The organism is Psychrobacter sp. JCM 18903, from assembly GCF_000586475.1.
Taxonomy (GTDB): Bacteria; Pseudomonadota; Gammaproteobacteria; order Pseudomonadales; family Moraxellaceae; genus Psychrobacter.
The window spans coordinates 1-24477 of record NZ_BAWJ01000001.1 but is presented as its reverse complement, the minus strand read 5'-3'; the positions used below and the strand labels follow the sequence as shown (position 1 = coordinate 24477).

The window sequence follows — 24477 nt, the reverse complement described above, 5'->3', positions numbered from 1 at the left end:
GGCTTTTTGCTCATAAAAGCAAGCCGTCTATCTCACTTGTTTGACTGGTTTTTGTAAGGCAGTTACACGAATAACCACCTCAATTTTTATTATATCTACTGCTGATTAGGAGCGCATCTAAGATGCTACTCCAACAAAAAAACACTATATAATAACAGCGGCTATTATAACTTATATAATCATCGACTTACAGCCTTTTATACATCTCTTAAAGGACCTTAAATGTCGCCGATAAATGACCATTAATTCTAGTGAAATTTTAGCCAATTTTTACAGTTTTTATGTCAATTTCTATATATAGTAAATCTTATATAAAAGATAGGTGCGATGTTTTAGGCACGTTTTAACCCACAATCTAAAGGCATAGCTATGCTATTATAGAAAATAATGCCTGACCTATCTATAAAACTAAGGCTATAAAAAATTCTCTTTATTCTTATTAATATGACTATTTATTATGACCAGCATCCCTTCACATAAAACAGATTCAATGACTCAATCAACGCCTAATTATGCTGATATTCAAAGTATCGTGGCGGATGATTTTGAGATTATGGACAAGCAAGTATTCGGTAGTCTTAATTCCAAAGTTCAGCTGGTAATGAGCGTCTCACAGCATGTAATCAATGCTGGTGGTAAGCGCATGCGCCCGCTGATTACCTTGTTATGTGCACGCATGTTTGAGGACAAGCCCTCAGAAAAAGCCATGCATCTAGCCGCTATTACTGAAATGCTGCATACAGCGACCTTGGTTCATGACGATGTGATTGATGAGTCAGGACAGCGCCGTGGTAAGCCGACGGCTAATGCTACATGGGATAATGCCACCGCGGTACTGGTCGGTGACTATCTGATTGCTCGCGCCTTTAATTTATTAGTTGGCTTCCAAAGCTTACCACTGCTGCAAGTATTCTCAGATGGCACCTGTGATATCGCTGAAGGCGAAGTATTACAGCTCCAGCATCAGCATAACCCTGCCGCGACAGAAGAGGACTACTTGCGCATTATTGACGGTAAAACCTCGCGGCTGTTTATGATGGCGACTCAAGGCGCTGCAATTTTACAAGACAGAATAGAGCATATGCAGGCTTTAGGCGATTTTGGTCAGCACTTTGGCAATGCTTTTCAAATTATCGATGATGTGCTCGACTATAGTGGTGATAGTGAGGTAATGGGCAAAAACCTAGGAGACGACCTCGCTGAAGGCAAGCCAACCCTGCCGACCATCAAAGCGCTTGAGCTGCTAAAAAACAGCGACATCGAAGGCTATGAGCAGTTGCGTGTCGCCGTACAAACTGGAAAGACACCGAACGCTGAACAACTTATTGAGTTAGTGCGCCGCTCAGGATCATTAGATTACTGTAAGCAGCGGGCTTGGGAAGAAACCAAGCTGGCGCAACAAGCATTGAGTACGCTACCTGACAATCGTTATCGCACAGGCTTATATCAATTGACTGAATTGGCTAGCGCACGCTTGCTGTAGTCAGTATCGTCATAACAGCTGTCAATACTTGCGGCTAGCAGCCATTAACTGTTGATAAAGACCCTTAATGAGTAATTGTGTTAATGGTCACAGTTAATAGTTGCTAAAGTTTTTGTTTTGTTGGCAAACCTTATTTATCATTCATTAAAGACCTTACAATCTATATGGTTATACTATTTTCACAAAAGTTTACAATTATTTCTCATTGACCGTTGTATGACTGTACATTAGCTGTTAATGAAGATGGCGCTTGCCATGACAGTATTTCATGCATTCACAAAAGCTGATATTACGGTTTCTAACCATAAATCCTGCGCTCAACTACTTGACTGTGGGGTTATCCCGATAGTTTATAATTACTCGTTAACTTTACTAATCAAGGTTGTGGTTTGGCTACAGCTTTGATGCTTAAGATTCTTACACCGATACTTGATACTTATATCGCTATTAGAGATTCTAATAGTGATGTTTGGCTAAATTCATATTATTAAGAACAAATTTAGCGAGAAAGTAAAGCTCATTAGAATCAATACTCATTTTTATATTCAATACGCTTAGATTTATTGATAAACTTTTTATACTGTCATTACTTATTTTATACCTATTGCCGAGGACATTGATGAAGCACTCTACTCTTGCGCTTGTAATAGCATCTGTACTATCTGGAGCTGTACTGATTGGCTGTGACAAAAACGAGGACGCCGCTGGCGCAGATGCCGCACAGCAGCAGATGCCGCCTGCGGTTGTTAACGTCCAGACTGTCACGCTCGATACTGTACCCCAAGTACAGACTTTTTCTGGACGTACCACGGCTTATCAGACTGCGACGTCCGCCCACAAGTTAATGGCGTTATTGACGAAGTATTGTTCCGTGAAGGCGGCAACGTCAAAAAAGGCCAGCCACTTTATCGTATCAATACTGATAACTACGCTTCTTCTGTCACCAGTGGTCAGGCAGCAGTGCAACAAGCACAAGCAAATTACCAGACTGCACAAGCAAATAATGCCAATGCAAAAGCCGAGCTAGCCAGCCGTCAGGCATCATTGGCACAAGCACAAAATGATTTACAGCGCTTACAAGGCTTGGTCAGCATCGACGCCATCTCAAAGCAGCAGTATGAGCAGGCACAAACACAAGTACGTACTGCACAAGCAGCGGTACAAAGTGCGGTCGCCGCTGTTGGACAGACACAAGCAGGCATCGAAAGTGCAAAAGCAGGCATTCAAACTGCTCAAGCGGGTTTAGATGCTAGTAACCTAGATCTTAACCGTACCATCGTACGTGCCCCGCTGTCAGGTCGTACTGACCGCTCTAGTGTCACCGCTGGTACTTTGGTCAGCGCAGGTCAAGCTGATCCGCTGGTGACTATCTCACGCTTAGATCCTATCTATGTTGATATCAGTCAATCATCCTCTGAGCTATTAAAACTGCGTCAGCAAATCGCTGAAGGCAAAGCACAGCCGGGCATGAATTCGGTTGAGTTGGTATTAGAAGATGGCTCAGTCTACCCAGTACGCGGCAAGCTTGCTTTATCTGAAGCAAAGGTTGACGAATCAACAGGCGCTGTGACCTTGCGTGCTATTTTCCCTAACAGCAATAACATCTTGCTGCCTGGTATGTATGTGACGGCACGTTTGACACAGAGCGTGATTACCAATGCTGCATTGGTACCGCAAAGCGCCGTAATGCGTACACCGAAAAGTGAGACGCAAGTTTACATCGTTGATGAAAATAATAAAATCCAAGTACGTCCTGTCACTATTAATGGCACTTATAAAGGCCAGTGGGTTGTCACTGACGGCTTACAAGCAGGGGACAAGATAGTTGTTATCGGCGGCTCAAAAGTTAAGCCTGAACAAGAGGTGGTCGTTAAGCCATTAGAGAATCCAAACCCAGCACCAGCTAAAGAAGGTGCCCCTAATGCCCAGACGCCGCCGCAAGCTGCTAAAGCGATGGATAAGCCAGCTAGCAAAGATGCCACTGCTCAGAAACCAGCAGAGTCTACCGCTAACTAATTCCATTCAAAGATAGGAAGACTAGGAATATACTATGTCACGTTTTTTTATTAATCGCCCTATTTTTGCATGGGTTATGGCTATTTTAGTCATGCTCATCGGGGTGATATCGGTCATTAACTTACCGATTGAGCAGTATCCACGTATTGCACCACCGACGATTTCAGTCAGCGCAAGCTATCCTGGTGCTAATGCTCAGACGGTTGAAGATTCAGTCGTGCAGATTATTGAGCAACGCATGAAGGGTCTTGATGGTCTGATGTATATGTCGTCATCGAGCTCCTCGAATGGTGCTGCATCCATTACGCTCACTTTCGAAAATGGTACAGACTCTGATACTGCACAGGTACAGGTACAGAACAAACTCCAAGCCGCCATGAGCTCACTACCCGAGTCGGTACAGCGTCAAGGCGTCAACGTTAATAAATCCTCTAGCAGCTTTTTAATGGTGCAAGGTTTTATTTCTGAAGATGGCAGTATGGATCGTGCGGATATCGCCGATTATGTCAACTCAAACGTTGTTGACCAGTTAAGCCGTGTGGAAGGTGTTGGTGAAGTACAAGTTTTCGGTTCTGCTTATGCCATGCGCATTTGGTTAGATCCGGCGCGCTTACGTAGCTATAACATGGTACCAGCGGATGTGGTTGAGGCAGTACGGGCACAAAACGCCCAAGTATCTGCCGGTCAGCTAGGTCAAGCACCTGCTGATACCAGTCAACAGGTTATCAATGCGACTGTCACGGTTCAAAGCTATTTACAAACGCCTGATGAATTTAAAAACATTCTATTAAAAACCGATACTGCTGGCGCAAAAGTGCGTTTAGGTGATGTGGCAGAGGTTGAGATTGGTAGTGCAGACTACGGCGTAGTGTCGCTATACAACGGCAAAGAAGCAGCTGGTCTTGGTATTTCATTGGCGGGTGGTGCAAACGCACTGGAAACTCGTGAAGCCGTTGGCGCTCGTATGGCAGAGCTGGAAGCAAACTTCCCAGCAGGTCTAACATCCGTTATCCCTTATGACACCACACCATTTGTGCGCTTGTCTATCGAACAAGTGGTTATGACACTGCTTGAGGCAATTGTTCTCGTATTTATCGTCATGTTCGTTTTCTTACAGAACTGGCGTGCGACCATCATTCCTACTCTTGCCGTACCTGTCGTACTACTTGGCACCTTCGCTGTACTTTACATCGCTGGTTTTAGTATTAACGTCTTGACCATGTTTGCCATGGTACTATCCATCGGTCTGTTGGTCGATGATGCGATCGTCGTTGTCGAAAACGTCGAGCGTATCTTGGAAGAAGATCCTGATATCTCTATTAAGGATGCTACCGTACAATCGATGGGCGAGATTAGTAAAATCGTTATTGGTATTGCGCTGATTCTATCTGCGTATTCGTACCGATGGCATTCTTCGGTGGCTCAACAGGTGTGATTTATCGTCAGTTCTCTATCACCTTGATTACCAGTATGGTGCTATCAGCCTTAGTAGCGCTTATCTTTACCCCTGCCCTTTGTGTGACCTTACTCAAGCGTAGCAAGAGCCATGATAAAGGCAATACAGAAGAGCAAAAAGGCTTCTTTGGTTGGTTTAACCGCTCGTTTTATAAAGTCAGTCGTAGTTACGAGAATTTAGTTGGCAAAAGTTTCCGCTTGAAGTGGCTATACTTAATTCTTTATGCTGCCATTATCGGTATTATGGCAGTGGTATTCTTACGTATTCCCGGCTCGTTCTTACCAGAAGAAGATCAAGGTATTATGTTTACCTTGGTTCAGTTACCTGCTGGTGCGACGCTTGATGAAACGCAAGAAGTGCTCGATAAAGTCAGTGATTATTACAGTACCCAAGAAGGCGATAATATCGCTTCAGTCTTTACGATCGCAGGTTTCAGTTTTGCAGGACAAGGGCAGAATATGGGACTGGCCTTTGTACGTTTATCGGATTGGGCTGATCGTCCCGGTGAAGAAAACACTGCACAGGCTGTCGCTGATCGCGCCATGGGTTACTTCTTTACCCAACTAAATGAAGCACAAGTATTTGCGATTGTACCGCCAGCCATTACCGAACTTGGTAACGCCAGTGGTTTTGACTTAATGATTCAAGACACCGGTAACCTTGGACATGAGGGTCTACTCGAAGCACGTAATATGCTGCTTGGCATGGCTGCGCAAAACGACAAAGTCGCAGGCGTTCGTCCAAATGGTCAAGAAGATGCACCGCAGTTAAAAGTGAATATTAATCAAGAGCAGGCCGCTGCTTATGGCTTATCACTTGCTAGTATTAATAGCGTTATTTCTACCGCTTGGGGCTCAAGTTATATTAATGACTTCGTCGATCGCGGGCGTATTAAACGCGTCTTTGTTCAAGGTGAACCAAGCAGCCGTACTAATCCTGAAGATATTGCCAAATGGTATGTACGCAACGATGTAGGTGAAATGATTTCATTTGATGCGTTCTCTAGCAGCGAATGGCAATCTGGCTCACCGCGTCTGACCCGTTATAACAGCTTACCATCGATGAATATTCAAGGTAGTGCTGCACCCGGTCTAAGTACGGGTGAAGCGATGAGTTCTATGGAAGCAATGATGGAGAATCTGCCTGAAGGTGTGGGCTATGAGTGGACGGGTATGTCACTTGAAGAGCAAAAGTCAGGTGCACAAGCGCCGATGCTATACGCGCTCTCAATCTTGGTGGTATTCTTATGTCTAGCAGCCTTGTATGAAAGCTGGTCTATCCCCTTCTCTGTGCTATTGGTCATTCCACTTGGGGTATTAGGTGCAGTCATCTTTACTTGGCTACGTGGCTTTAATAACGATATTTATTTGCAGGTAGGTCTACTCACAGTCGTTGGTCTATCCGCTAAAAATGCTATCTTGATCATTGAGTTTGCAAAAGAGCACCAAGAGGAAGGCTATAGTCTGAGAGAAGCCGTCATGACAGCCGCGCGTCAACGTTTGCGCCCGATTATCATGACCTCGCTTGCCTTTGGACTGGGTGTTGTGCCATTATTTATCGCCACAGGTCCTGGTTCAGGCAGTCAAAATGCCATCGGTACCAGTGTACTAGGTGGCGTCGTGACCGCGACATTGTTAGGTATCTTCTTTATTCCCATGTTTTATATTTGGGTACGTAGTATGTTCCCGTACAAATACGAGAACAATAAACCAAACGATAAAGATGATGATAATAGTACGCCTGACCCGCAAAACCCAACGCCTTCTGAGAATTATCAGCCTGCAAGCTTTGGAGACAATACACAATGAGTGTTCAGAAAATATATAACACCAACTCAGCAGCGGTAGCAAACATTGCTATCACTGCGCAACCAGCGTGCTCATATATGCGCAGAAATGCTGGTCGCCTAATGGGCTTGACCGTTTTAGCGATGAGCATGGCTGCTTGTAACACGATTCCAAAAGCAGATATGCGCCCTGTGCTTGCTGAGCCAAATATCCCTATCGAACAAACTTATGGGGCATTCGATAAAGAAACAGTTAGTAGCGCTGATCAAGCAAGTATTGCGGGTCAACGCTGGCAGAATTTTTATAGTGACGAGCGTTTAAAGGGCTTGATTGCTTTAGGGCTAGAGAACAACAAAGATTTTGAAAGTGCTCGTTTAGCAATCGAGAAAGCACGCGCACAGTATCAAATTACCGATCTTAATGATCTACCAGCGATTAATGGTAATGGTGGATACACACGTCAAGCACAAAATAGAACCGACAAAAATCCCAATAGTAGCTATAACGTCAACCTAGGCTTGGCTAATTACGAGTTGGACTTTTGGGGCAAAATTGCTAGCTTAAAAGATCAAGCGCTACAGAATTTCTTAGCCACTACAGCGGCCAAAGATTCGACCCAAATCAGCTTGATTAGTAATATCGCTCAGAGCTATGCCAACTTGAGCTATAGCTTAGCGCAGTTAAAGCTGGCAGAAGCCACGGTTGAGAGTCGTGAAAAGTCCCTGTTTATCGCTGATAAACGCTTTGAAGCAGGCATTGATCCGAAGCTGCCATCTTTGCAAGCCAGTGCGTCATTAGAAAATGCCAAACTTGCTGTCCTACGGGCACAAAGCAGCATTTTAAAATCACGTAACGCCTTACAGTTCTTGGTGGGTGGACCGATTCCAACCAATCTAATTCCAACACCAGCAGTCAGCAACATCACTAGCCAGCAGATATTTAGTGCAGGCTTACCAAGTGAGTTGCTACGTTATCGCCCAGATGTACTGCAAGCAGAATACAACCTAAAAGCCGCTGGAGCCAATATCGAAGTGGCACGCGCGTCTTATTTCCCGTCTATCAGCTTAGCCAGTAGCATTGGGGTTAGTAGCGGCAGTTTAGATGACTTATTCAAAAGCGGCGCTGTCGGTTGGTCGTTTGGTCCAAGCATTAGCGTGCCTATCTTTGACGCTGGTCGCTTAGGCGCCAATTACGATGTGGCTAAAATTGAGCGTGAACAAACGCTCTCAGGCTACGAGAAATCTATCCAAACCGCATTCCGTGAAGTGTCAGACGTACTCGCGACACGAGCCACACTGGGTGAGCAGCTCGAAGCACAATACCGTCTACAAGATAACTTTGAACAAACGTTCCAGATAGCAGATGCACGCTTTAAAGCAGGTATTGCCAACTATCTAGATGTGCTAGATGCACAGCGTTCATTGTTCTCAACGCAGCAAGGTATTTTGGATTTAGAGCTACAAAAAATTGTGAGCCAAGTCGAGCTATACCAAGTGCTGGGTGGCGGTGCTAATCTGGATGTACCAACGGCGATTCCTGTACCGCATAAAAACTTAGTGCAACTAGTGAATCTACCTGCCAATAGCAATAAAGCAAAAGCGGCAAATGCTATCGATGCGGCTAGCTCAGCGCGAGTTGTTCTGCACAAGAAGCAAACGCCATTAAACAAGCGCAACCATCGGAAACGGCCACTTTTGAGCCAACCGCTGTCGTTGATGTCAATAATGATGGCAAAAAAGATGCTGCCATAGGAGTCGTTACCAAACAGACGACGTATAACGAAACCAGCATTGAGCAAGTACCGGTCACGCAGATCGTTGAGCCTTAAACACTCATAAATAGTGTGAGGTGATTTCCTTCACATTGATAGTCGATAAGTACAAAAAGCTACCGACTTGGTAGGGCTTTTTGCTTTTGTAAGGTGCTTTTAGTTATAGTAGGGAAATTAGCTTACACATACTTTTATCCACTTATTAATGTCCGTGATATAAAAAAACATATGCTTCAAAACAGCTTATTTAATCAAGCTGATAAATAACAATGACTAAAATCTAATGAGGACAAATCATGACTTATACCTTTAACCGTCAATTCCCTGAAACTCGTCTACGTCGATTACGCTACAACGATAACGTACGCGCGATGATTCGTGAAGTTGAGCTGCATCCTAAGCACTTTATCGCCCCTGTCTTCGTCTTAGAAGGCAAAAATAAGCGCGAAGCAATCGCTAGTATGCCAGGCGTTGAACGCTTATCGATTGACCTGCTGATCAACTATGCCAAAGAATTATTAAGCGAGGGCGTCACTACCATCGACATCTTCCCTGTTATTGATAATTCCTTAAAAACACCCGACGGTAAATCAGCTTATGACGAAAACGCCCTTACTGCTCGTACCGTAAAAGCGATCAAAGATGCTGTGCCTGAAATGGTGGTAATGACCGATGTGGCGTTAGATCCTTATACCTCGCACGGTCAAGATGGACTGCTGGATGATTCAGGCTATGTCGTTAATGATGAAACGGTTGAAGTATTGGTCAAACAAGCATTGGTACATGCCCGCGCTGGTGCTGACATCATCTCGCCTAGTGATATGATGGATGGCCGTATCAAAGCCATGCGTGACGCCTTTGAAGCCGAAGGCTTTGTGAATACCGCTATCATGGCTTACTCTGCCAAATATGCTTCTGCATACTATGGTCCGTTTCGTGATGCAGTCGGCAGTGCTGGCAACCTAAAAGGCGGACACAAGAAACAGTACCAGATGGATTTCGGTAATCGTGCTGAAGCGCTGCATGAAGTGGCGATGGACATAGCCGAGGGTGCAGACATGGTCATGATTAAGCCGGGTCAGCCGTATCTAGACCTTATTCGTGAAGTTAAAAATACCTTTGGCGTACCGACCTTTGCTTATCAAGTGTCTGGCGAATATGCGATGCATATGGCTGCGATTCAAAATGGTTGGCTAACCGACGCGGTGATTTTAGAATCGTTGATTGGTTTCCGCCGTGCAGGCGCTGATGGGATTTTGACGTATTTTGCGCTAGAAGCCGCTCGTCAGTTGAATAATGCGTAATATAAATTAAGCAGCTTTTTATTTATACCGTCAATCTATCGCGCCAACTGTGATCAAGCAGCTGGCGCGATTTTTATTGCCTTATATTAAAACTTCACTAAAAATTATAAACGTGTACGCTCGTGTGGCTCATTAAAATCAAGCGCTGGACCAACAGGAATGATACGCGTGGGATTGATATTGGCATGACTAGTATAATAATGCTGCTTAATATGCCCGATGCTCACCGTCTCTGCAATACCTAACACTTGATATAAATCACGCAGATAACCCCAAAGATTGGGATAATCAACAATGCGGCGAATATTACATTTAAAGTGTCCGACATATACCGCATCAAAACGCACCAGCGTGGTAAATAAGCGCCAGTCCGCCTCAGTTATCGTATTACCTAGCAAATAACGCTGGTCTGTCAAACGTGCCTCTAGCGTCTCTAATACATCGAATAGCTCCGTCACCGCTTCTTCATAAGCCTCTTGTGTGGTCGAAAATCCTGCTTTATAAACGCCATTATTAACCGCAGAATAAACGAGCTCATTAACTGCATTGATTTCTGCTAATAACTCGGTTGGTAAAAAATTACCTGCTAGCGCCCCAACCTCATCAAAAGCTGAGTTAAACATACGAATGATCTCAGAGGACTCATTACTGACAATGGTATTGGTTTTTTTGTCCCATAATACTGGTACCGTCACCCGTCCTGTATAGTCAGGCTTTGCCGCCGTATAAATCTCATATAAGTAATTCGCATTTACAATAGGATCAGCAATCACGCCTGCGCCCTCTGCAAACGTCCAGCCCTTATCGCCCATAAATGGATGCACCACTGACAGCGAAATCAGGTCTTGCAAACCCTTTAGCTGACGGTAAATAATGGTACGATGTGCCCAAGGACATGCAAGCGAGATATATAAATGATAGCGATCAGCTTCGGCTTTAAAACCGCCAACACCTGACGAGCCTGCGCTGCCATCGACCGTGACCCAATTTCTAAAGCCGGCATCTTCTCGCTCAAAGCGTCCACCGCTCGCCTCCGTGTCATACCATTTGTCTTGCCATTGACCATCAACCAACAGCCCCATATCACTCTCCTCAACATTCTATTTTGATATAATTTTTGTGAACTATGAGTACTGTGAAACTATTATCACAATCCTCACTTTATTTTGAGAATGATGATACCAGTTATATATCACCTAGCTATTAGGGTTTGTAGTTCTACTGACAATAAAAAATAAACCAATTTCAATCACTATTTAATATAACTACATAAAAAAATATTAAAAGTCACTTAATATAAAGTGTGATAATCATTATTATGCTAATAAAAAAAATTATTAGAAATAAAGCTTGTAAAATCTCAAAAACTTGATAGAATACTCAACCTAAATAGGCGTATAGCTCAGTTGGTTAGAGCGCTACCTTGACATGGTAGAGGTCAGCAGTTCGAGTCTGCTTATGCCTACCAAATATTTAGAAAGCCCCAATCTCACGATTGGGGCTTTTTTTGTCTGTAAAATATTGGCTCTCCACCCAATAAAAAGATCACCATGAATAGTATTAGATTTTGCAGTAGCGTCATGACGGAACTGCCCTTGACCCATGTAAGCAATCCAACGCCCCACCATTCCCCAGTTGCTCGGTGGAATATTAAACACATACTTCCTGAGTAATGATCATAAGTCCATCACAGCGGTAGCACCAATACCGATTAATATTATAAAAACGACGTTATCCATGATGACTCTCTTACTGGTTTCAGTATCAATGTGATGATTGCATACAATTTTAAGTCCAGAGGGCATTATGGATATTTCGCAGGTTGCTAAACAGTCTGGTGTTCCTGCTTCAACGTTACGATTTTATGAGAAAAAATGCCTAATTCGCTCTGTTGGTCGGCACGGTATCCGCCGAGTTTTCAGCGAAGATATATTAGAGCGTCTGGCCTGAATTGCTTTAGGACGTGTTGCAGGGTTTTCATTGGATGAGATTGCTGGGATATTAGGGTCTGAAAAAACCCTAGATGTTGATCGAGATTTGTTGCTGAACAAAGCCTCTGAACTGGATGAAACGATTCAAAAATTAAGCGCTATGCGTGACGGGCTGCAACTTGCGGCAACTTACACAGCGCCTAGCCACTTGGAGTGTCCGAGGTTTTGACGTCTAATGAATCTAGCAGCCACTGGCGCTATTAAAGGTAACACCTTGCATAAATAAGCAATAGAGCCGATTCTATTAGGTGATTAGGTCACTCAAATAATATTGGACTGCTTAACAAATACACTGCGCTTATCCAAAAAACCTAGATTACTAGTATCACTTGCCTACGTTCTCTCTATTCAATTGTGCCAAACGTATAGAGTAGCATTCGTAAATAAAGACAAACCTACTCTAGAGCCTGTCCCCTCATATAACGTTTGCTCTTAGCAGCTGTCGTTAAAGCTAAACTAGCTATTTTTTATTCAAGTTATCACTCAAAGTTGGTTTTAAACTTCCAAAATATAACACTTTCAGCCATATGAAATCCTAAACTCTGGTGCTGAATTCCTGCAAACTGTCATTAGTCCAGACGATCTATTGTTGATTTATTGCCTACCGTTCTTATTTCTTCAGAGACTGGCTTACAAAGTGCTCTATATTTCAGACGTATCAATTCATTGACCAGAGATCTATAAGGCTTTTTATGATTGATATTCTCCTGAACCATAGTTCTTAATACATTCATTTTTCTAACTTTCGACATACTCATTATTATCTCAGTACCAACACATTCATTGAATGACTGTCACATTTATCACTCACAAAGAAAGTCAAATATTGAAGTTACCTTGTGTAAGCGTAGCTAATATGCACACCTTACTGAAATATAAAGTTTGTATATCTTTATGTTATATTATAACATAACTAAAATATTTACTCTTATCGTTATTTATCCCTATATAACTTCTTATTTTGGTAATCTCATGTCTCCAATTTTTCATATCAACAGATTAAGAGAACCTGATTATACTTCTGTATCTTCAGTTAATTTTAGTATTCGCCGGGTAACGACTGTATTCTCAGTAACGACAGCTTTAGGTATGGCAAGTTTGTCGGTCAATGCGCAGGATACGATAGTAGACATCAAACCTATGACACCCTCATCTTTTAACCTAAACTCTCCTGATATGACCCACCCTTCGGTAACTCTAGACACCATAGTGGTGACGTCTAACCCGTTATTGCCACAAGCGAATGAAATGGCAACCGCAACCAGTATTGTTACTGGCGATGCGCTCACTACTCAGACAAGCAGTACGCTTGGTGATGCACTAGCAAATGAAGTGGGCGTGTCTACTGATAGTTTTGGGCAAGGTGCGAGCCGACCCATTATTCGAGGGCAAAGCGCACCGCGTGTCCAAGTCATGCAAAATGGTTTGAGCGTACAAGATGCGTCACAAATCTCACCAGACCATCAAGTGGCGGTACCTGTACTAGGTGCCAAACAAGTTGAAGTAATCAAAGGCACGTCAGCATTGATGTATGGCGGCGGTGCTATCGGCGGTGTGGTCAATATTATTAATGACACTATTCCTAAAGAACAGCCTAAAAAAAACATCAGCGGAAAAGTGGCATTGATTGGTCAACAAGCCACAGACGGTTATTTGGGTTATGCAGAACTCAATGGCAGTATCGGTGAAAACTGGCTATGGAGTGGGTATTACCAAAAGACGGATAAAGGCAATATCCAAGTGCCACACTTAGATACCGATGAGATTGCCAACAGTTGGTACACGCAAGATAACGGTAGCATCGGCTTGTCTTATGTGACTGATATGGCTATATCGGTGCATCATATCAGCGCCTGTCTTCAGAATATGGCTTGCCCTTTCATGTGCATAATGAATGCTCACCTGATAGCGTACTGACCAACCAACTGAGCTGTGAGGCGGATCACGAACATGACCACGATCATGGTGAAGCGCCCTATGTCGATATGACGTCAAACGTCTATCAGCTCCATGCAGAGCGAAAATTACCCATGATAGGCGTCGATAGCATCAATACGAAACTCAGCTATACAGACTACCGTCACGATGAAATAGATGAAGGTGCGGTGGGAACAACTTTTGAAAACAAAGCCATTAGTGCTCAAGCTCAAGCCACACATAGCACGTATAAAACAGGCAATCTAGGTTTTATGAAAGGTGTGGTCGGTCTAGATTACACAAACAGTCGGTTTTCTGCTGTTGGGCTAGAAGGTTATTTGCCGCAAACTGATCGTACACAGGTCGGTTTGTTTTTCATTGAACGACTCACGCCAGATTATTTTGGCGCAAAAATACAGAATGCTGATAAATTTGCAGGTCAATCATTATCTGCAAGTGATGCCCATGCTGGTCATAATCATGGTGAGACGACGAACGACGCTCCTCTCGATACGTCTAGTATTTTAAGAAAACAAGGCAAAAGTCCTTGGTATATTGAGTTTGGCGGTCGTCAAGATTTTCAAAATCTAATAGATAACGACAATAACATCGAAAAAACACATGCCGGAACATCTGTCAGTTTAGAAGGTGGCAAATATCTTACGCCTAATACGCAGTTGTCAGCCAGAATCAGTCATTCTGAAAGATTACCTTCTCCACAAGAGTTGTTTTCTAATGGCGCCCATCTTGCAACCAATACTTGGGAGCGTGGTAATGGGCAATTAGAAGAAGAATCTACTGATGGCATAGAGCTCACTCTGCGTTACGACAATGGCAATCGTTTTGATAGTAGTATTTCTGTCTTTTATAACGACAGTACAAATTATATTTATGCCAAAACTCAAGATATTGCTACTGAAGGAGAGTCTGCTGGTTTCCGTTTAGTGGATTATGTCCAAAGCGATGCCAAACATTATGGTAGTGAAATTCAATCACGCTATTATCTCAATAACAATATTAGTATTGGCAGCTTTGCCGACATTGCACTCATCACGCTAGATGATGCGAGCCTTACACGGAAGTACGCGCCAAGATTGGTAGCGCCCCGTATTGGTGGTGATATTACCTCTCAATTTGGTCAGTTTGACTTGGTGCTGTCTGGATATCATCGTTTTGAGCAAGATCACATTGCTGATTTTGAAACCAATACACCGAGCTACAACATGGTTGATGCCAAGCTTGTCTACCACAGTTCGAGCGCTCATGATTACACCGCTTTTTTTCAAGTCGAAAACATTTTAAACGAGCTTGCCTATAATCATGCCTCTTATTTGGCTGAACAAGTGCCAATGCCAGAACGCTCGTTAAACGCAGGTATCACCTATAACTTCTAACAGCTTACTCTCTTTTCATTAGTCACCAGTAACTAGCAATCCGTAATCAATTGTCATAAGCCTCATAACTTATGATGGAGTCCTTTATGAATCAAATAAATGCTTTGAGCCCTGCCATCGCGCTCGCCTTCTCTTCTTTAATCGCCGTTTCAGCACTTAGCGGCTGCGGGTCATCAGATGATAGGAAAACACCAATCGTAGATTCAGAACACGACCACGACCATGGAGACGATCATGACCATGATGATGAATCTGCTGTCAGCACTGAAATGGAACAAGGTCGTTTATTCATCACTGCAAAAGATGGCAGTCAAGCTTACATTTATAGCCTTGCTCAAGATAAAGTGATACAAACCTTACCTTTGACAGGTCAAGCCGATGCCGTACAAAGTAGTCCAGATGGTCATTACGCCGTCGTCATGGATCGTACTAACAACACGGTCAATTTTTATCATAGTGGGCTTGAGATTGAAAATCATGCGATCATGATCACCCATATGCTCGTGATACGGCAAAAATGCCATTACAGCTCAACTATACCCGTCCTGTACATTTTCAAACGTTTGGTGAGCAAGCTGGATTATTTTTTGATGGTTTGGGTGCCACAGGCAACCCCATAGAAAACCCTGTAAAAGAAGCTGGATTTGTACTCGTAACAGATACCGGTATTGCCGATGGTACACTGCCTTATCAAAAGCTTAATACCAGCATGCACGGTACAGCGGAACCTAGAGGCAATTATGTGATTGCCTCGCAGCGTTATCAGACAACTGGTAGCTCACTGGCTGATACGCTCTCTGTATTTGAACAGCATGGTGATCACTATCATATAAGCCAAACCTTTGAGACAAAATGCATGGGGTTGCATGGCAGTGGCAGCGTCACAGATTACAGTGTCTTTGCTTGTAGCGATGGCGTTTTAAGCGTCAAACAAACCGGAGACACATTCAGCGCCGAAAAAATTTCCTATCCCAGCAGCCTAACCAATATTCAATGTGATGGTACAAGCAGTAGTCCTGCTCGAATTGGCTCATTCATCACTAACCACCATCATAATTATGCCATTGGCACTGCTTGCGGTCAGCCTTACCGTGTCGATCCTGTCAGTAAAAACATGACACCGATTGTCTGGACAACAGACAGCAGTCGCCGTATTGTCAGCTATGATTTTGATGCCCATGGAGAGCATTTAATGCTACTCGATGATACCGGCAAACTATATATACTCGATGTTGCACAAAATTATAAGCAAACCGCCGTATTAAATGTTTTCCCTAATGGCATCGAAGGCAAAGCGGTTCCCTCATTTATTGTTAACCCAAACACGCAAATGGTTTATATGATGGATGACTCAAACCAGCAAATTATCGAGATTGATCCTCATGATGGTAAAATCGAGTCAAAAATAACACTAAATTTCACACCTTCTCATGTGACTTGGTTTGGTGTGAAAGCTGGACATGATGATGAACATAGCCATTAGCGCTTAGCACCTCATCTAATAAAGATAGTTTAATGACTGCTGACAGTAATTGGCTATTAAATATATTTATAAACGCTAGTATTCAAGATAACCCTTAATCCGACGCTTCTTAAATTCCGAAGCATCCGATTAAAGCGCTCGATGATCTTGAATTCTTCTATAGGCATATCTTAAACAACTGGGCTAGTAGGATTTACTACATTAGTTATAGTCTGCTATAAAATCATATTACCCCAGTTTATAATTATAAAAAAACCAATGAAACCGCTATGATATTTTCATAGCAGTTTCATTGGTTATACGGTCTTTAACGCTAAAAATTATTAGCCGAATACTTTCATACGTTCATCAATTGGCTGAAACGCTTTGTCACCTGCTGGCTGCTCAATAGCGCCGAACACCATTTGCGCATTCAATTCCCAATCTTCAGCTATGTCCCAAGCATCAGCAACTCTCTGATCGATGACAGGGTTATAATGCTGCAAGTTAGCACCGATATCTAAGCTAGCCAATGCCGTCCAAATTACATATTGATGCATCGCGCTGGTTTGATGTGCCAGATTGGGAATTTATCCGCATATAAAGGGGCGGCTTCTTGCATGTTTCTCACGACGCCTTTGTCCTCGAAGAACAATACTGTACCCGCACCCGCTCTAAAGCCTGCGATTTTATCTTTAGTACCTTGGAACTTCTCGTCATCGCCAACAATCACCTTGAGTGTCTCTTCAGTGATGTCCCATAATTTTTTATGATCTTCACCAAATAACACCACAGTACGTGCTGATTGTGAGTTGAAAGCGGATGGCGTATGCAAAATAGCATGTTCCACCAAATCGACAATCTCATCATTCGTTACGGGTAGATTGTCGCTAAGCGCATAAATAGAACGGCGCTTTTCTGCCAATTGTTGTAAATCTTTTAGATTTGACATGATGTTCTCCGTTAGGTTTATATTAAAAATATAGTAAATGATAAAAGGCTTTTAATCTTTAGCCTTCTTTTAGCCTTTAAAACCTTGAGGTAATTCAGGTGCTGGCAAACGTTGCATATCTGAGTCAACATTACCAAAACGCTCATGACCATTATTCCAGTCGATGATGGATTGCTCGATCTCTGCTTTATTGTCCGCAACAAAGTTCCACCACAGTAGCACTTGGTTGTTTAATGCTCACCGCCGATAAACATCACACGGGTGCCTTTTTTGGCGACCAGCTTGATGCTTTTGTTATTAGCAACATCGCTATCGTGGAAGCGAAATAACTGATCTTGCTTACAAATATTACCTTCAGACTCTATCTCACCCTCTGAGACTAAGATGCCATATTCAAAGCTCGGTTCTAAAGTCAGTGTAGCCTCGCCATCTTCGGTGAAGTACACGTCGATACCGACCAGCTTGGAGTATTGGATGGTAGGCGCTTTAAAGTGCTGACCTGAAGCATTGGTATAGCTACCGGTGGTCAAAATCATCTCAACACTATTTTCCGTCCACGTTGGTAGCTCTGGATAATGATGAAACCGCGCTCAATCTCTTGATCCGTCGGTAGTGCAATCCAGAGTTGTACCATACTGATAGCACGCGCCGCCTCTGACGAACCACCAGTGTCTGGAAAGACGCTTTGTTCCGTATGACTGATACCTTGATTCAAACCTGTACCTGCAGTCATGACATTGACTTGGTTTTTGGTAATGACTTGCTCGTTACCTAAGCTATCTTTATGCAGTACTTCGCCATTTAACATCCAGCTAAAGGTTTGCAGATTGGTGTGCGGATGACGACCGACTTGCATGCCTAAATCATCTTCACCAAAGTCAGCAGGACCAGCGTGATCTAAAAAGCACCACGCACCGATAGGCTGTTTTCCTTTATTGGGTAATAACCGGGCAATCGGAATACCGCCGACATCAGCCAACCTTGGCTCTAGGGTTTGAATACTCATCATCCACCTCTTATTATAGATAGTTATAGATTATTGAATGCTTACTGATAAATTACTACTAGGTTTTGTATGGATTGATACTGCTGTTGACTGTATAAATGTTTAATACAAGATTATTCAATAAATAGGTACTGAATAATTAGTTACCTAATACATAGGTACTTCCATTAGCAATACTCTAGCGTCCTCATCAGCATCCATCGTGAAGCTTTTGGTGTCTGAGATACCAAGACCGTCACGAGTATCAAGTACGTTACCGTTGATAGTCACTTTACCCTCTAGTACCAAGACATAAACACCGTTGTTGACATCTTTTAAATCATAAGTCTGAGTCACGCCTTTATTGAAATTACCCATATGGAACCAAGCGTCTTGATGAATCCAAACCCCAGCGTCGTCCGCATTTGGCGATAGCACTTGGTTGAACTCATTAGCTTTCATGTGCTCATCCATACGCACTTGTTGATAACGCGGCGTCACACCCATTTTGTTGGGTATCACCCAAATTTGTAAAAACTTGACAGGCTCATTGGCATCGCCATTCATCTCGCTGTGAGTAATACCTGTGCCCGCTGACATGACCTGAATCTCACCAGTCTCGATGATGCCTTCGTTACCGATATTATCGCCATGAGCTAACTTCCCACTTAGAGGAATACTGATAATTTCCATATCACGGTGTGAGTGCTTGCCGAAACCTTGACCACCAATAACAAAGTCATCATTGATTACCCGTAGCGCGCCAAAACCCATACGCTCTGGATTATGATAATTGGCAAAGCTGAAAGTATGCTTGCTTTTGAGCCAGCCATGGTTAGCATCGCCACGAGAATCTGCTGCATGATAGATCGTTTTCATAAGTTATCCTTTATTTTTAATTGGCTTGTTTAAGCTATGGTCCTATTATAATTGTTGACCATATATAGATAAACAGTGCTTATTGCAAATAACTATTCTTATTTATAGAACAATAAGTGCTTAGAATTAACGTAATATAATAGTCACGCCATCATTCGCGTTACCCGTCAGTACCAATAAACAGGTGCAAAAAATATTAATGATAAAGAGAGAATAACAATGTCAAATCAGCATACAACGCATTACGATGTGATCGACAATAAAAGCCAAAATCGATTTGAGATTCATATTGATGATCAGGTTGCTTTTGAAGAGTATGAGTTTTTTACCACATCCACAGGTGAAGAAGGTATTGAGTATAAGCACACATTCGTGCCTGAGTCGCTTAGTGGTCGTGGTATTGCTGGTTATTTAGTCAAAATCATCTTAGATAATGCCGCTTCTAGAAATTTACGCGTTAAACCAACCTGTCCTTATGTGAAGTCTTACATTGATAAGCATCCAGAATACCAAGCCAATTCGGTGTTTCATTGTGCGAAAGCCTAAGACAATATGCATAAAAAAAGCCATGATAAATCATCATGGCTTTTTACGATTAATGACATTACTCAATAACGGTAGAGCTTTTATTAGCTAATATGCTGTAAGAACTCTGGATTACGCGCTAGTAGTGATAGGTACAGCACAGGAATGACAAATAAACCGACTGCCCAATAACTGAGATTCACGTACAGTACCGCGCCGAGTAGCGCGCCAATCACAAAGCTGATAACCAATGCCGCGCTATGCCCTAATTTTTTGGCATTATCAGCGCTACGGTTGGCAATATAATCTGACATACCAATACCCAGTTGGGTCGTATTGCCTGTCATTAATACCGTTGGACTCATGTGCTTGATGACTGTTTTACTAGCCGTATTACGAATAGCTAGCGCTGTTAAACCTAGACCACCAGTGATGGCGACGGTAATATCTCCAGCCTCAGTGAAAGGTTGAAAGGACAATCCTGCTATCATAAAGGCGGTCAAAAATAGGGCTTCTGCCAAAAATAAATGACTGAGTACTAATTTTTGCTTCCGGCTTTTATCAATGTATATTTTTATAATAACCACCGTTATTATAAAAAGTGGTACTGATGCTAGCTTGATCCACAAGCCATCTTCACCTTTGACCAAACCGCTACCAGCCAGTACTAAGTTACCCGTGACATGAGCGGTAAAAAAGCCAAATAAAGTGATGAAGCCAATGGTATCAATCGCCCCACCAACTATCGTTAATAGAATAGGCGCTTGATAGCGTTGCCAAAAGCTTGGTGGCTCATCATGTACAGGAGCAGTATTATTATTAGTTACCGTTTTACTCACTAGTATGTCCTGAAAAATCTACAAAATCCCTCACAAAGCGCTGTAAGAATTTCTGTGTACGCGGGCTAACACTGCCATCATCATTTAAGCTATCAGTTGCACGACTTAAATGAACTTCAGGATCAACCATCATTTGTGCCGAGAGCATTCGCATGCTTTTTCTGACATCAAGGCCACTATTGATACCGCCGAAACTACCTGGCGAGGCCGTCACTACCGCAACTTTTTTATGGGTCCACACGCTTTCTTTATAAGGACGTGAGGCGATATCTACGACATTTTTCAAGGCGGCAGGCATAGTGCGGTTATGCTCTGGCGTGACAATTAATACGGCATCAGCGCCTTTCAGCTGCTGACGCACACGCTCATAGCTATCGATAGTCGTATCATCATAATCCTGATTGTAAAGGGGTAAGTCTGCGATATAGACTTCTTTTATAGACACGCTTTCAGGCATCTGCGACACCATATATTCTGCAAATTTACGATTGATAGATTCTTTTCGCAAGCTGCCAATAATTAAGGCGATGTTGATTGATCTACTCATAACGGCTCCTTGATTATGATGATAAAGCGATATTTTCTAAGCCATTTACTCTACTATATTCTGCGATGATTACTGTTATCAATTGAATAAGCACCTGCTCCATGAGCAAATATCATCAAGAAACCACCCGCCATCGCAATGTTTTTCATGAAAGGGTTCATCTGTGATTCATCTATCCAGAATTGATGGAAAAGCAGCGCTGATATAATATTGAATCCAACGAGTAAAATAGCAACGAAACGCGCTTTAAAACCAAAGAGAATAGCGAGGCCGCCGAAAAGTTCAACCGCGATGACCAGCGGCAATAACATCCCAGGTACACCCATTGATTCCATATAACCTTGAGTGGCCGCGTAGCCGGTAATTTTAGTAAAGCCTGAAAAGATAAAAATCATTGATAAAAAAAGGCGTCCAATTGGCGCGCTTAACGCTTGCAGGTTGTCCATGGGGTTTCTCCAGTAATAGAATGTTTTTTAAGCTTTTATTTGATTATGCGATGGTCTTATTGTATTCGTTGCTTATAATTAGATAAACCGTGATAATTGCAAATGTAAGTTCTTATTTGTAGAACAATTAAGGAGTGGTTCACATGGGACAATTAGAAGATATGGCAATGTTTGTGCGTGTTGTCGAAGCAGGCAGTATTACCAAAGCCGCAGAGCAACTGAACATCGCAAAATCTGCGGTAAGCCGGCGTTTAAAGGAGTTAGAGACGCGCTTGGGCAGTCAACTGATTAGCCGAACCACGCGTCAATCAAACTTAACCCAAGCCGGTGAGCAGTATTATCAAAAGGTGCACCATATACTCAGTGAAGTGGATGCGCTGAATGAAGAGACGAGTGGTACTCCGACGCGTATCGAAGGGACATTAAAGATGACTGCACCATTATCCTTCGGTTTGATGCATTTAAACGATGTTATCGATGAATACGCCAATCAGCATCCTGAGTTAAATTTTGAGCTGGATTTTTCTGATCGGCATACTGATTTGATTGAGGAAGGGTTCGAGTTAGCGATTCGTATTAGAGAGTTGCAAGATTCCAGTTATCAAGCCAAACGTCTGGCGCTGATTCGTTATGCGTTATGCGCCAGTCCTGAATATCTAGAGAGGATGGGTACGCCAAAGACTTTTGACGATCTGTCAGAACATGAGTTTTTACAATATGGTATGAGCAAATCTAGCGCGATAGAATTGATAGATGAGCAAGGTAAGAAGCATCAAGTCGCCGTAAACGGTAAAATAAAAGCCAATAATGGGGACTTTTTGCGGGAGATGGCAGTCAAAGGTCATGGTATTGCTTTTTTGCCGACCTTTATTACGTATCAAGCCTTAATCAGCGGTGAGCTTGTGCCTATCCTGCAGCAGTATCAATTACCCACTTTAAACGCTTATGCAGTCTATCCCAAAAATCGATTTTTATCGCAGCGTTGTCGTTATTTGATTGACTTTATTGCCGAGCGTTTTGGTGATAATCCGTACTGGGATAATTTTTGATAAGCATTTACGGCTCAACACTTAACGGACAAGCTTAAATGATCACTATACCTGCTCTCAATAAGATAAGTGCCCGCGATCCCAATGAGCCATATCGGGCATCAACAACGCTTGAGTTATTATTTGATTTAGTCTACGTCATTGCCGTTTCAGCAGCCGCAAGCGGGCTACATCATCGTTTGCTTGAACATGACTTTTTAGGGTTTTTGACCTTTATCATCGCCTTCTTTATTTTATGGAATGCTTGGACGAGCTTCACATGGTTTGCTTCCGGCTACGATCCTGACGATTGGTACTATCGTCTCTCAGTATTGCTGCAAATGTTTGGCTCATTAATGATTGCAGCCAACATCAATCAGTTTTTTGAGCAAGGATTAACATGGATAGGAGTCACTGGTTACGCGATCATGCGATTGGCCAGCTGTAGCCAGTGGTGGCGTGTTTATCAGCAAGTTGAAGGTCACAAACGGGTGGCTGGTCGCAGTATTATTGGCTTACTAACGCTACAAAGTGTTTGGATACTTTGGTTGTTTCTACCTGCTTCGATACAAACGCCTGCGTTATTTTTATTTATAGCGGCTGAATTACTGATGCCAATATGGGCGCGTGCCGCACAGAACATCAATTGGCATCCTCATCACATGGCTGAACGTTATGGTCTCTTGACCATTATCGTTTTAGGCGAAGGCGTGCTAGGAGTTAGTAACAGTATTCGAACCTTTTTAGTCAACTCCGAGTCTGCTGCTAGCGCCATTATATTATTAGGTTCAAGCCTTGTAGCATTGGTTTTTGCCTTATGGTGGCTCTATTTTACGATCCCGTTTGGTACTATTTTGAACAATGAGCGTCGCCGTTATGATTTATTCTTATTTGGCTATGGGCACTTTTTTGTTTTCGCTACGCTTACAGCGTTAGGCAGCGCGCTTAATTTAGTGACCGACGCTTGGGCAGATACTCTGAATCGTACGGTCACCCAGCCTTATGCTATGGGATTATTGATGATAATGCTATTTGGCTTTTTAGTGACCCTAACTTTACTTCGAGCCTTGATGTGCCGCAAATCAACTCACAATATGACCGCTCTTATTCTTGCCACCTTTATTATTTTGTTGAGCTATATCACAGTAGCGCAAGGGCTATCGATTACGTATGGTATTTGCTAAGCCTGCTCGCGCCTATAATAATGACGTGGTTCTTTCATCAAGATAACAAACAGTGGCAAGCCTAAGCTCTAATTTAATATTGCACGATAACAATGACTTGCAGAAAAACTCTAGTTTGCATTATCATAATTTTTTTTAAGGGGCTGTCCTAGATAAATAGTTCAGTTCCTGTTTAACCCATTGTTTTAGCTGATATAATAGACGTTTTGGGTCACTGTAGTTAAAACGCCACTCACATTTCTTTAAAAACAGATGGAAATGCTCTTTTGGGATGCCATTATATTTACGCATATGTCGCTTGGCTTGGCTCCAAAAGTTCTCTATTCCGTTGATATGGTTTATGTCTTGTACAAACTCTTTTGAATGATTGATACGGTAATGGGTGAACTCACTGACATCAAGGCCGTTGTAACTTCTAAAGGAGTCAGTGTAAACAATACTATCAGGCTTTACTTTCTCTCTTATAATAAGGATTAAGGTATCGGCTCTGGTATTAGGGATAATACATGCG

General features: G+C 42.7%; 21 protein-coding genes, 1 tRNA gene and 4 pseudogenes. 15 read left to right on the top strand and 11 right to left on the bottom strand.

Annotated features, from left to right (window positions below; all coding sequences use genetic code 11):
* Nucleotides 1–457 precede the first annotated feature (457 nt).
* The 5 genes and pseudogenes from TT12_RS00105 (at nucleotide 458) to hemB (ending at nucleotide 9817) form a co-directional block, all read left to right on the top strand.
* A complete protein-coding gene (locus TT12_RS00105) occupies nucleotides 458–1483 on the top strand; it encodes a polyprenyl synthetase family protein (protein ID WP_045451146.1) in 1026 nt (341 codons plus the stop codon).
* Between the two features lie 619 nt (nucleotides 1484–2102).
* A pseudogene (locus tag TT12_RS00100) lies at nucleotides 2103–3499 on the top strand (efflux RND transporter periplasmic adaptor subunit).
* Nucleotides 3500–3533: 34 nt separating this feature from the next.
* Nucleotides 3534–6763: pseudogene (locus tag TT12_RS00095) on the top strand (efflux RND transporter permease subunit).
* Nucleotides 6760–8493, top strand: a complete 1734-nt coding sequence (locus tag TT12_RS00090; protein ID WP_243443182.1) for an efflux transporter outer membrane subunit — start codon at nucleotides 6760–6762, stop codon at nucleotides 8491–8493. Before TT12_RS00095 ends, TT12_RS00090 begins: the two are co-directional and overlap by 4 nt.
* Nucleotides 8494–8809: 316 nt before the next feature.
* Nucleotides 8810–9817: a porphobilinogen synthase gene (gene hemB, locus TT12_RS00085; RefSeq protein ID WP_045451145.1), complete on the top strand. Its 1008-nt coding sequence runs from the start codon at nucleotides 8810–8812 to the stop codon at nucleotides 9815–9817.
* Between the two features lie 104 nt (nucleotides 9818–9921).
* Here hemB and TT12_RS00080 read toward each other — a convergent pair whose 3' ends face one another.
* A complete protein-coding gene (locus TT12_RS00080; protein ID WP_045451142.1) occupies nucleotides 9922–10899 on the bottom strand; it encodes a glutathione S-transferase family protein in 978 nt (325 codons plus the stop codon).
* Nucleotides 10900–11208: 309 nt separating this feature from the next.
* Between TT12_RS00080 and TT12_RS00075 the strand changes: the two genes are divergently transcribed.
* A tRNA-Val gene (locus TT12_RS00075) sits at nucleotides 11209–11285 on the top strand.
* Here TT12_RS00075 and TT12_RS18970 read toward each other — a convergent pair.
* Nucleotides 11236–11478, bottom strand: a pseudogene (locus tag TT12_RS18970) (DUF2938 family protein); the annotation flags it as partial. The gene TT12_RS00075 and the pseudogene TT12_RS18970 sit on opposite strands and share 50 nt — an antisense overlap.
* A gap of 145 nt (nucleotides 11479–11623) precedes the next feature.
* On the opposite strand from TT12_RS18970, the gene TT12_RS15895 reads away from it, so the two are divergent.
* The 6 genes from TT12_RS15895 to TT12_RS00055 all read left to right on the top strand — a co-directional run bounded on the left by TT12_RS15895 (nucleotide 11624) and on the right by TT12_RS00055 (nucleotide 16602).
* Entirely contained in the window at nucleotides 11624–11767 is a 144-nt protein-coding gene (locus tag TT12_RS15895; RefSeq protein WP_228139013.1) for a MerR family transcriptional regulator, read from the top strand.
* The gene (locus tag TT12_RS15890; protein WP_265089899.1) at nucleotides 11768–11977 is read left to right on the top strand and encodes a MerR family DNA-binding protein; all 210 of its coding nucleotides are present in this window, start codon (nucleotides 11768–11770) and stop codon (nucleotides 11975–11977) included.
* An 803-nt stretch (nucleotides 11978–12780) separates the two neighbouring features.
* Nucleotides 12781–13725 carry a TonB-dependent receptor plug domain-containing protein gene (locus TT12_RS15885; protein ID WP_243443180.1) on the top strand — a complete coding sequence of 315 codons (945 nt, stop codon included), beginning with the start codon at nucleotides 12781–12783 and terminating at the stop codon, nucleotides 13723–13725.
* Complete coding sequence (locus TT12_RS15880; RefSeq protein WP_243443179.1) at nucleotides 13680–15119, top strand: TonB-dependent receptor domain-containing protein; 1440 nt, start codon at nucleotides 13680–13682, stop codon at nucleotides 15117–15119. Before TT12_RS15885 ends, TT12_RS15880 begins: the two co-directional genes overlap by 46 nt.
* 86 nt (nucleotides 15120–15205) lie before the next feature.
* Entirely contained in the window at nucleotides 15206–15739 is a 534-nt protein-coding gene (locus TT12_RS00060; protein WP_207803925.1) for a YncE family protein, read from the top strand.
* Nucleotides 15637–16602 carry a hypothetical protein gene (locus TT12_RS00055; RefSeq protein WP_207803924.1) on the top strand — a complete coding sequence of 322 codons (966 nt, stop codon included), beginning with the start codon at nucleotides 15637–15639 and terminating at the stop codon, nucleotides 16600–16602. Before TT12_RS00060 ends, TT12_RS00055 begins: the two co-directional genes overlap by 103 nt.
* Nucleotides 16603–16925: 323 nt before the next feature.
* Here TT12_RS00055 and TT12_RS00050 read toward each other — a convergent pair.
* The 5 genes and pseudogenes from TT12_RS00050 to TT12_RS00040 all read right to left on the bottom strand — a co-directional run bounded on the left by TT12_RS00050 (nucleotide 16926) and on the right by TT12_RS00040 (nucleotide 19397).
* Nucleotides 16926–17533 (bottom strand): annotated as a pseudogene (locus TT12_RS00050) (nitroreductase family protein).
* 69 nt (nucleotides 17534–17602) lie between these two features.
* Nucleotides 17603–17755, bottom strand: a complete 153-nt coding sequence (locus tag TT12_RS18005; RefSeq protein WP_279378751.1) for a pirin-like C-terminal cupin domain-containing protein — start codon at nucleotides 17753–17755, stop codon at nucleotides 17603–17605.
* A gap of 8 nt (nucleotides 17756–17763) precedes the next feature.
* Complete coding sequence (locus tag TT12_RS15875; protein WP_279378750.1) at nucleotides 17764–18069, bottom strand: pirin family protein; 306 nt, start codon at nucleotides 18067–18069, stop codon at nucleotides 17764–17766.
* On the bottom strand, nucleotides 18066–18539 hold the full coding sequence (locus tag TT12_RS15870; protein ID WP_243443178.1) for a pirin family protein: 474 nt from the start codon (nucleotides 18537–18539) through the stop codon (nucleotides 18066–18068). Before TT12_RS15870 ends, TT12_RS15875 begins: the two co-directional genes overlap by 4 nt.
* A 147-nt stretch (nucleotides 18540–18686) precedes the next feature.
* Nucleotides 18687–19397, bottom strand: a complete 711-nt coding sequence (locus TT12_RS00040) for a pirin family protein (protein ID WP_045451133.1) — start codon at nucleotides 19395–19397, stop codon at nucleotides 18687–18689.
* 219 nt (nucleotides 19398–19616) lie between these two features.
* On the opposite strand from TT12_RS00040, the gene TT12_RS00035 reads away from it, so the two are divergent.
* On the top strand, nucleotides 19617–19943 hold the full coding sequence (locus TT12_RS00035) for a GNAT family N-acetyltransferase (protein WP_045451131.1): 327 nt from the start codon (nucleotides 19617–19619) through the stop codon (nucleotides 19941–19943).
* Nucleotides 19944–20026: 83 nt separating this feature from the next.
* On the opposite strand, the gene TT12_RS00030 is transcribed toward TT12_RS00035, so the two are convergent.
* From TT12_RS00030 to TT12_RS00020, 3 genes are read right to left on the bottom strand one after another with little or no spacing between them, the layout of a single operon-like run.
* Complete coding sequence (locus TT12_RS00030; protein ID WP_045451128.1) at nucleotides 20027–20761, bottom strand: YoaK family protein; 735 nt, start codon at nucleotides 20759–20761, stop codon at nucleotides 20027–20029.
* A complete protein-coding gene (locus TT12_RS00025; RefSeq protein WP_045451125.1) occupies nucleotides 20754–21308 on the bottom strand; it encodes an NADPH-dependent FMN reductase in 555 nt (184 codons plus the stop codon). Before TT12_RS00025 ends, TT12_RS00030 begins: the two co-directional genes overlap by 8 nt.
* A 53-nt stretch (nucleotides 21309–21361) precedes the next feature.
* Entirely contained in the window at nucleotides 21362–21754 is a 393-nt protein-coding gene (locus TT12_RS00020) for a DoxX family protein (protein WP_045451122.1), read from the bottom strand.
* Between the two features lie 143 nt (nucleotides 21755–21897).
* Between TT12_RS00020 and TT12_RS00015 the strand changes: the two genes are divergently transcribed.
* On the top strand, nucleotides 21898–22803 hold the full coding sequence (locus tag TT12_RS00015) for a LysR family transcriptional regulator (RefSeq protein WP_045451120.1): 906 nt from the start codon (nucleotides 21898–21900) through the stop codon (nucleotides 22801–22803).
* Nucleotides 22804–22841: 38 nt separating this feature from the next.
* A complete protein-coding gene (locus TT12_RS00010; RefSeq protein ID WP_243443177.1) occupies nucleotides 22842–23966 on the top strand; it encodes a low temperature requirement protein A in 1125 nt (374 codons plus the stop codon).
* A 135-nt stretch (nucleotides 23967–24101) separates the two neighbouring features.
* Here TT12_RS00010 and TT12_RS00005 read toward each other — a convergent pair.
* Nucleotides 24102–24477 (bottom strand): IS1595 family transposase (locus TT12_RS00005; protein ID WP_045451117.1); only part of this gene is annotated, 376 nt, incomplete at its 5' end.

Coding starts and splice junctions, on each gene's coding strand:
- hemB (WP_045451145.1), top strand. CDS start 8,810: ATGACTTATACCTTTAACCGTCAATTCCCTGAAACTCGTCTACGTCGA.
- TT12_RS15885 (WP_243443180.1), top strand. CDS start 12,781: ATGTCTCCAATTTTTCATATCAACAGATTAAGAGAACCTGATTATACT.
- TT12_RS00015 (WP_045451120.1), top strand. CDS start 21,898: ATGGGACAATTAGAAGATATGGCAATGTTTGTGCGTGTTGTCGAAGCA.
- TT12_RS00040 (WP_045451133.1), bottom strand. CDS start 19,397: ATGAAAACGATCTATCATGCAGCAGATTCTCGTGGCGATGCTAACCAT.
- TT12_RS00080 (WP_045451142.1), bottom strand. CDS start 10,899: ATGGGGCTGTTGGTTGATGGTCAATGGCAAGACAAATGGTATGACACG.
- TT12_RS00055 (WP_207803924.1), top strand. CDS start 15,637: ATGCCATTACAGCTCAACTATACCCGTCCTGTACATTTTCAAACGTTT.
- TT12_RS00060 (WP_207803925.1), top strand. CDS start 15,206: ATGAATCAAATAAATGCTTTGAGCCCTGCCATCGCGCTCGCCTTCTCT.
- TT12_RS00090 (WP_243443182.1), top strand. CDS start 6,760: ATGAGTGTTCAGAAAATATATAACACCAACTCAGCAGCGGTAGCAAAC.
- TT12_RS15895 (WP_228139013.1), top strand. CDS start 11,624: ATGGATATTTCGCAGGTTGCTAAACAGTCTGGTGTTCCTGCTTCAACG.
- TT12_RS00105 (WP_045451146.1), top strand. CDS start 458: ATGACCAGCATCCCTTCACATAAAACAGATTCAATGACTCAATCAACG.
- TT12_RS00020 (WP_045451122.1), bottom strand. CDS start 21,754: ATGGACAACCTGCAAGCGTTAAGCGCGCCAATTGGACGCCTTTTTTTA.
- TT12_RS15870 (WP_243443178.1), bottom strand. CDS start 18,539: ATGAGTATTCAAACCCTAGAGCCAAGGTTGGCTGATGTCGGCGGTATT.
- TT12_RS00035 (WP_045451131.1), top strand. CDS start 19,617: ATGTCAAATCAGCATACAACGCATTACGATGTGATCGACAATAAAAGC.
- TT12_RS00025 (WP_045451125.1), bottom strand. CDS start 21,308: ATGAGTAGATCAATCAACATCGCCTTAATTATTGGCAGCTTGCGAAAA.
- TT12_RS15875 (WP_279378750.1), bottom strand. CDS start 18,069: ATGATTTTGACCACCGGTAGCTATACCAATGCTTCAGGTCAGCACTTT.
- TT12_RS00010 (WP_243443177.1), top strand. CDS start 22,842: ATGATCACTATACCTGCTCTCAATAAGATAAGTGCCCGCGATCCCAAT.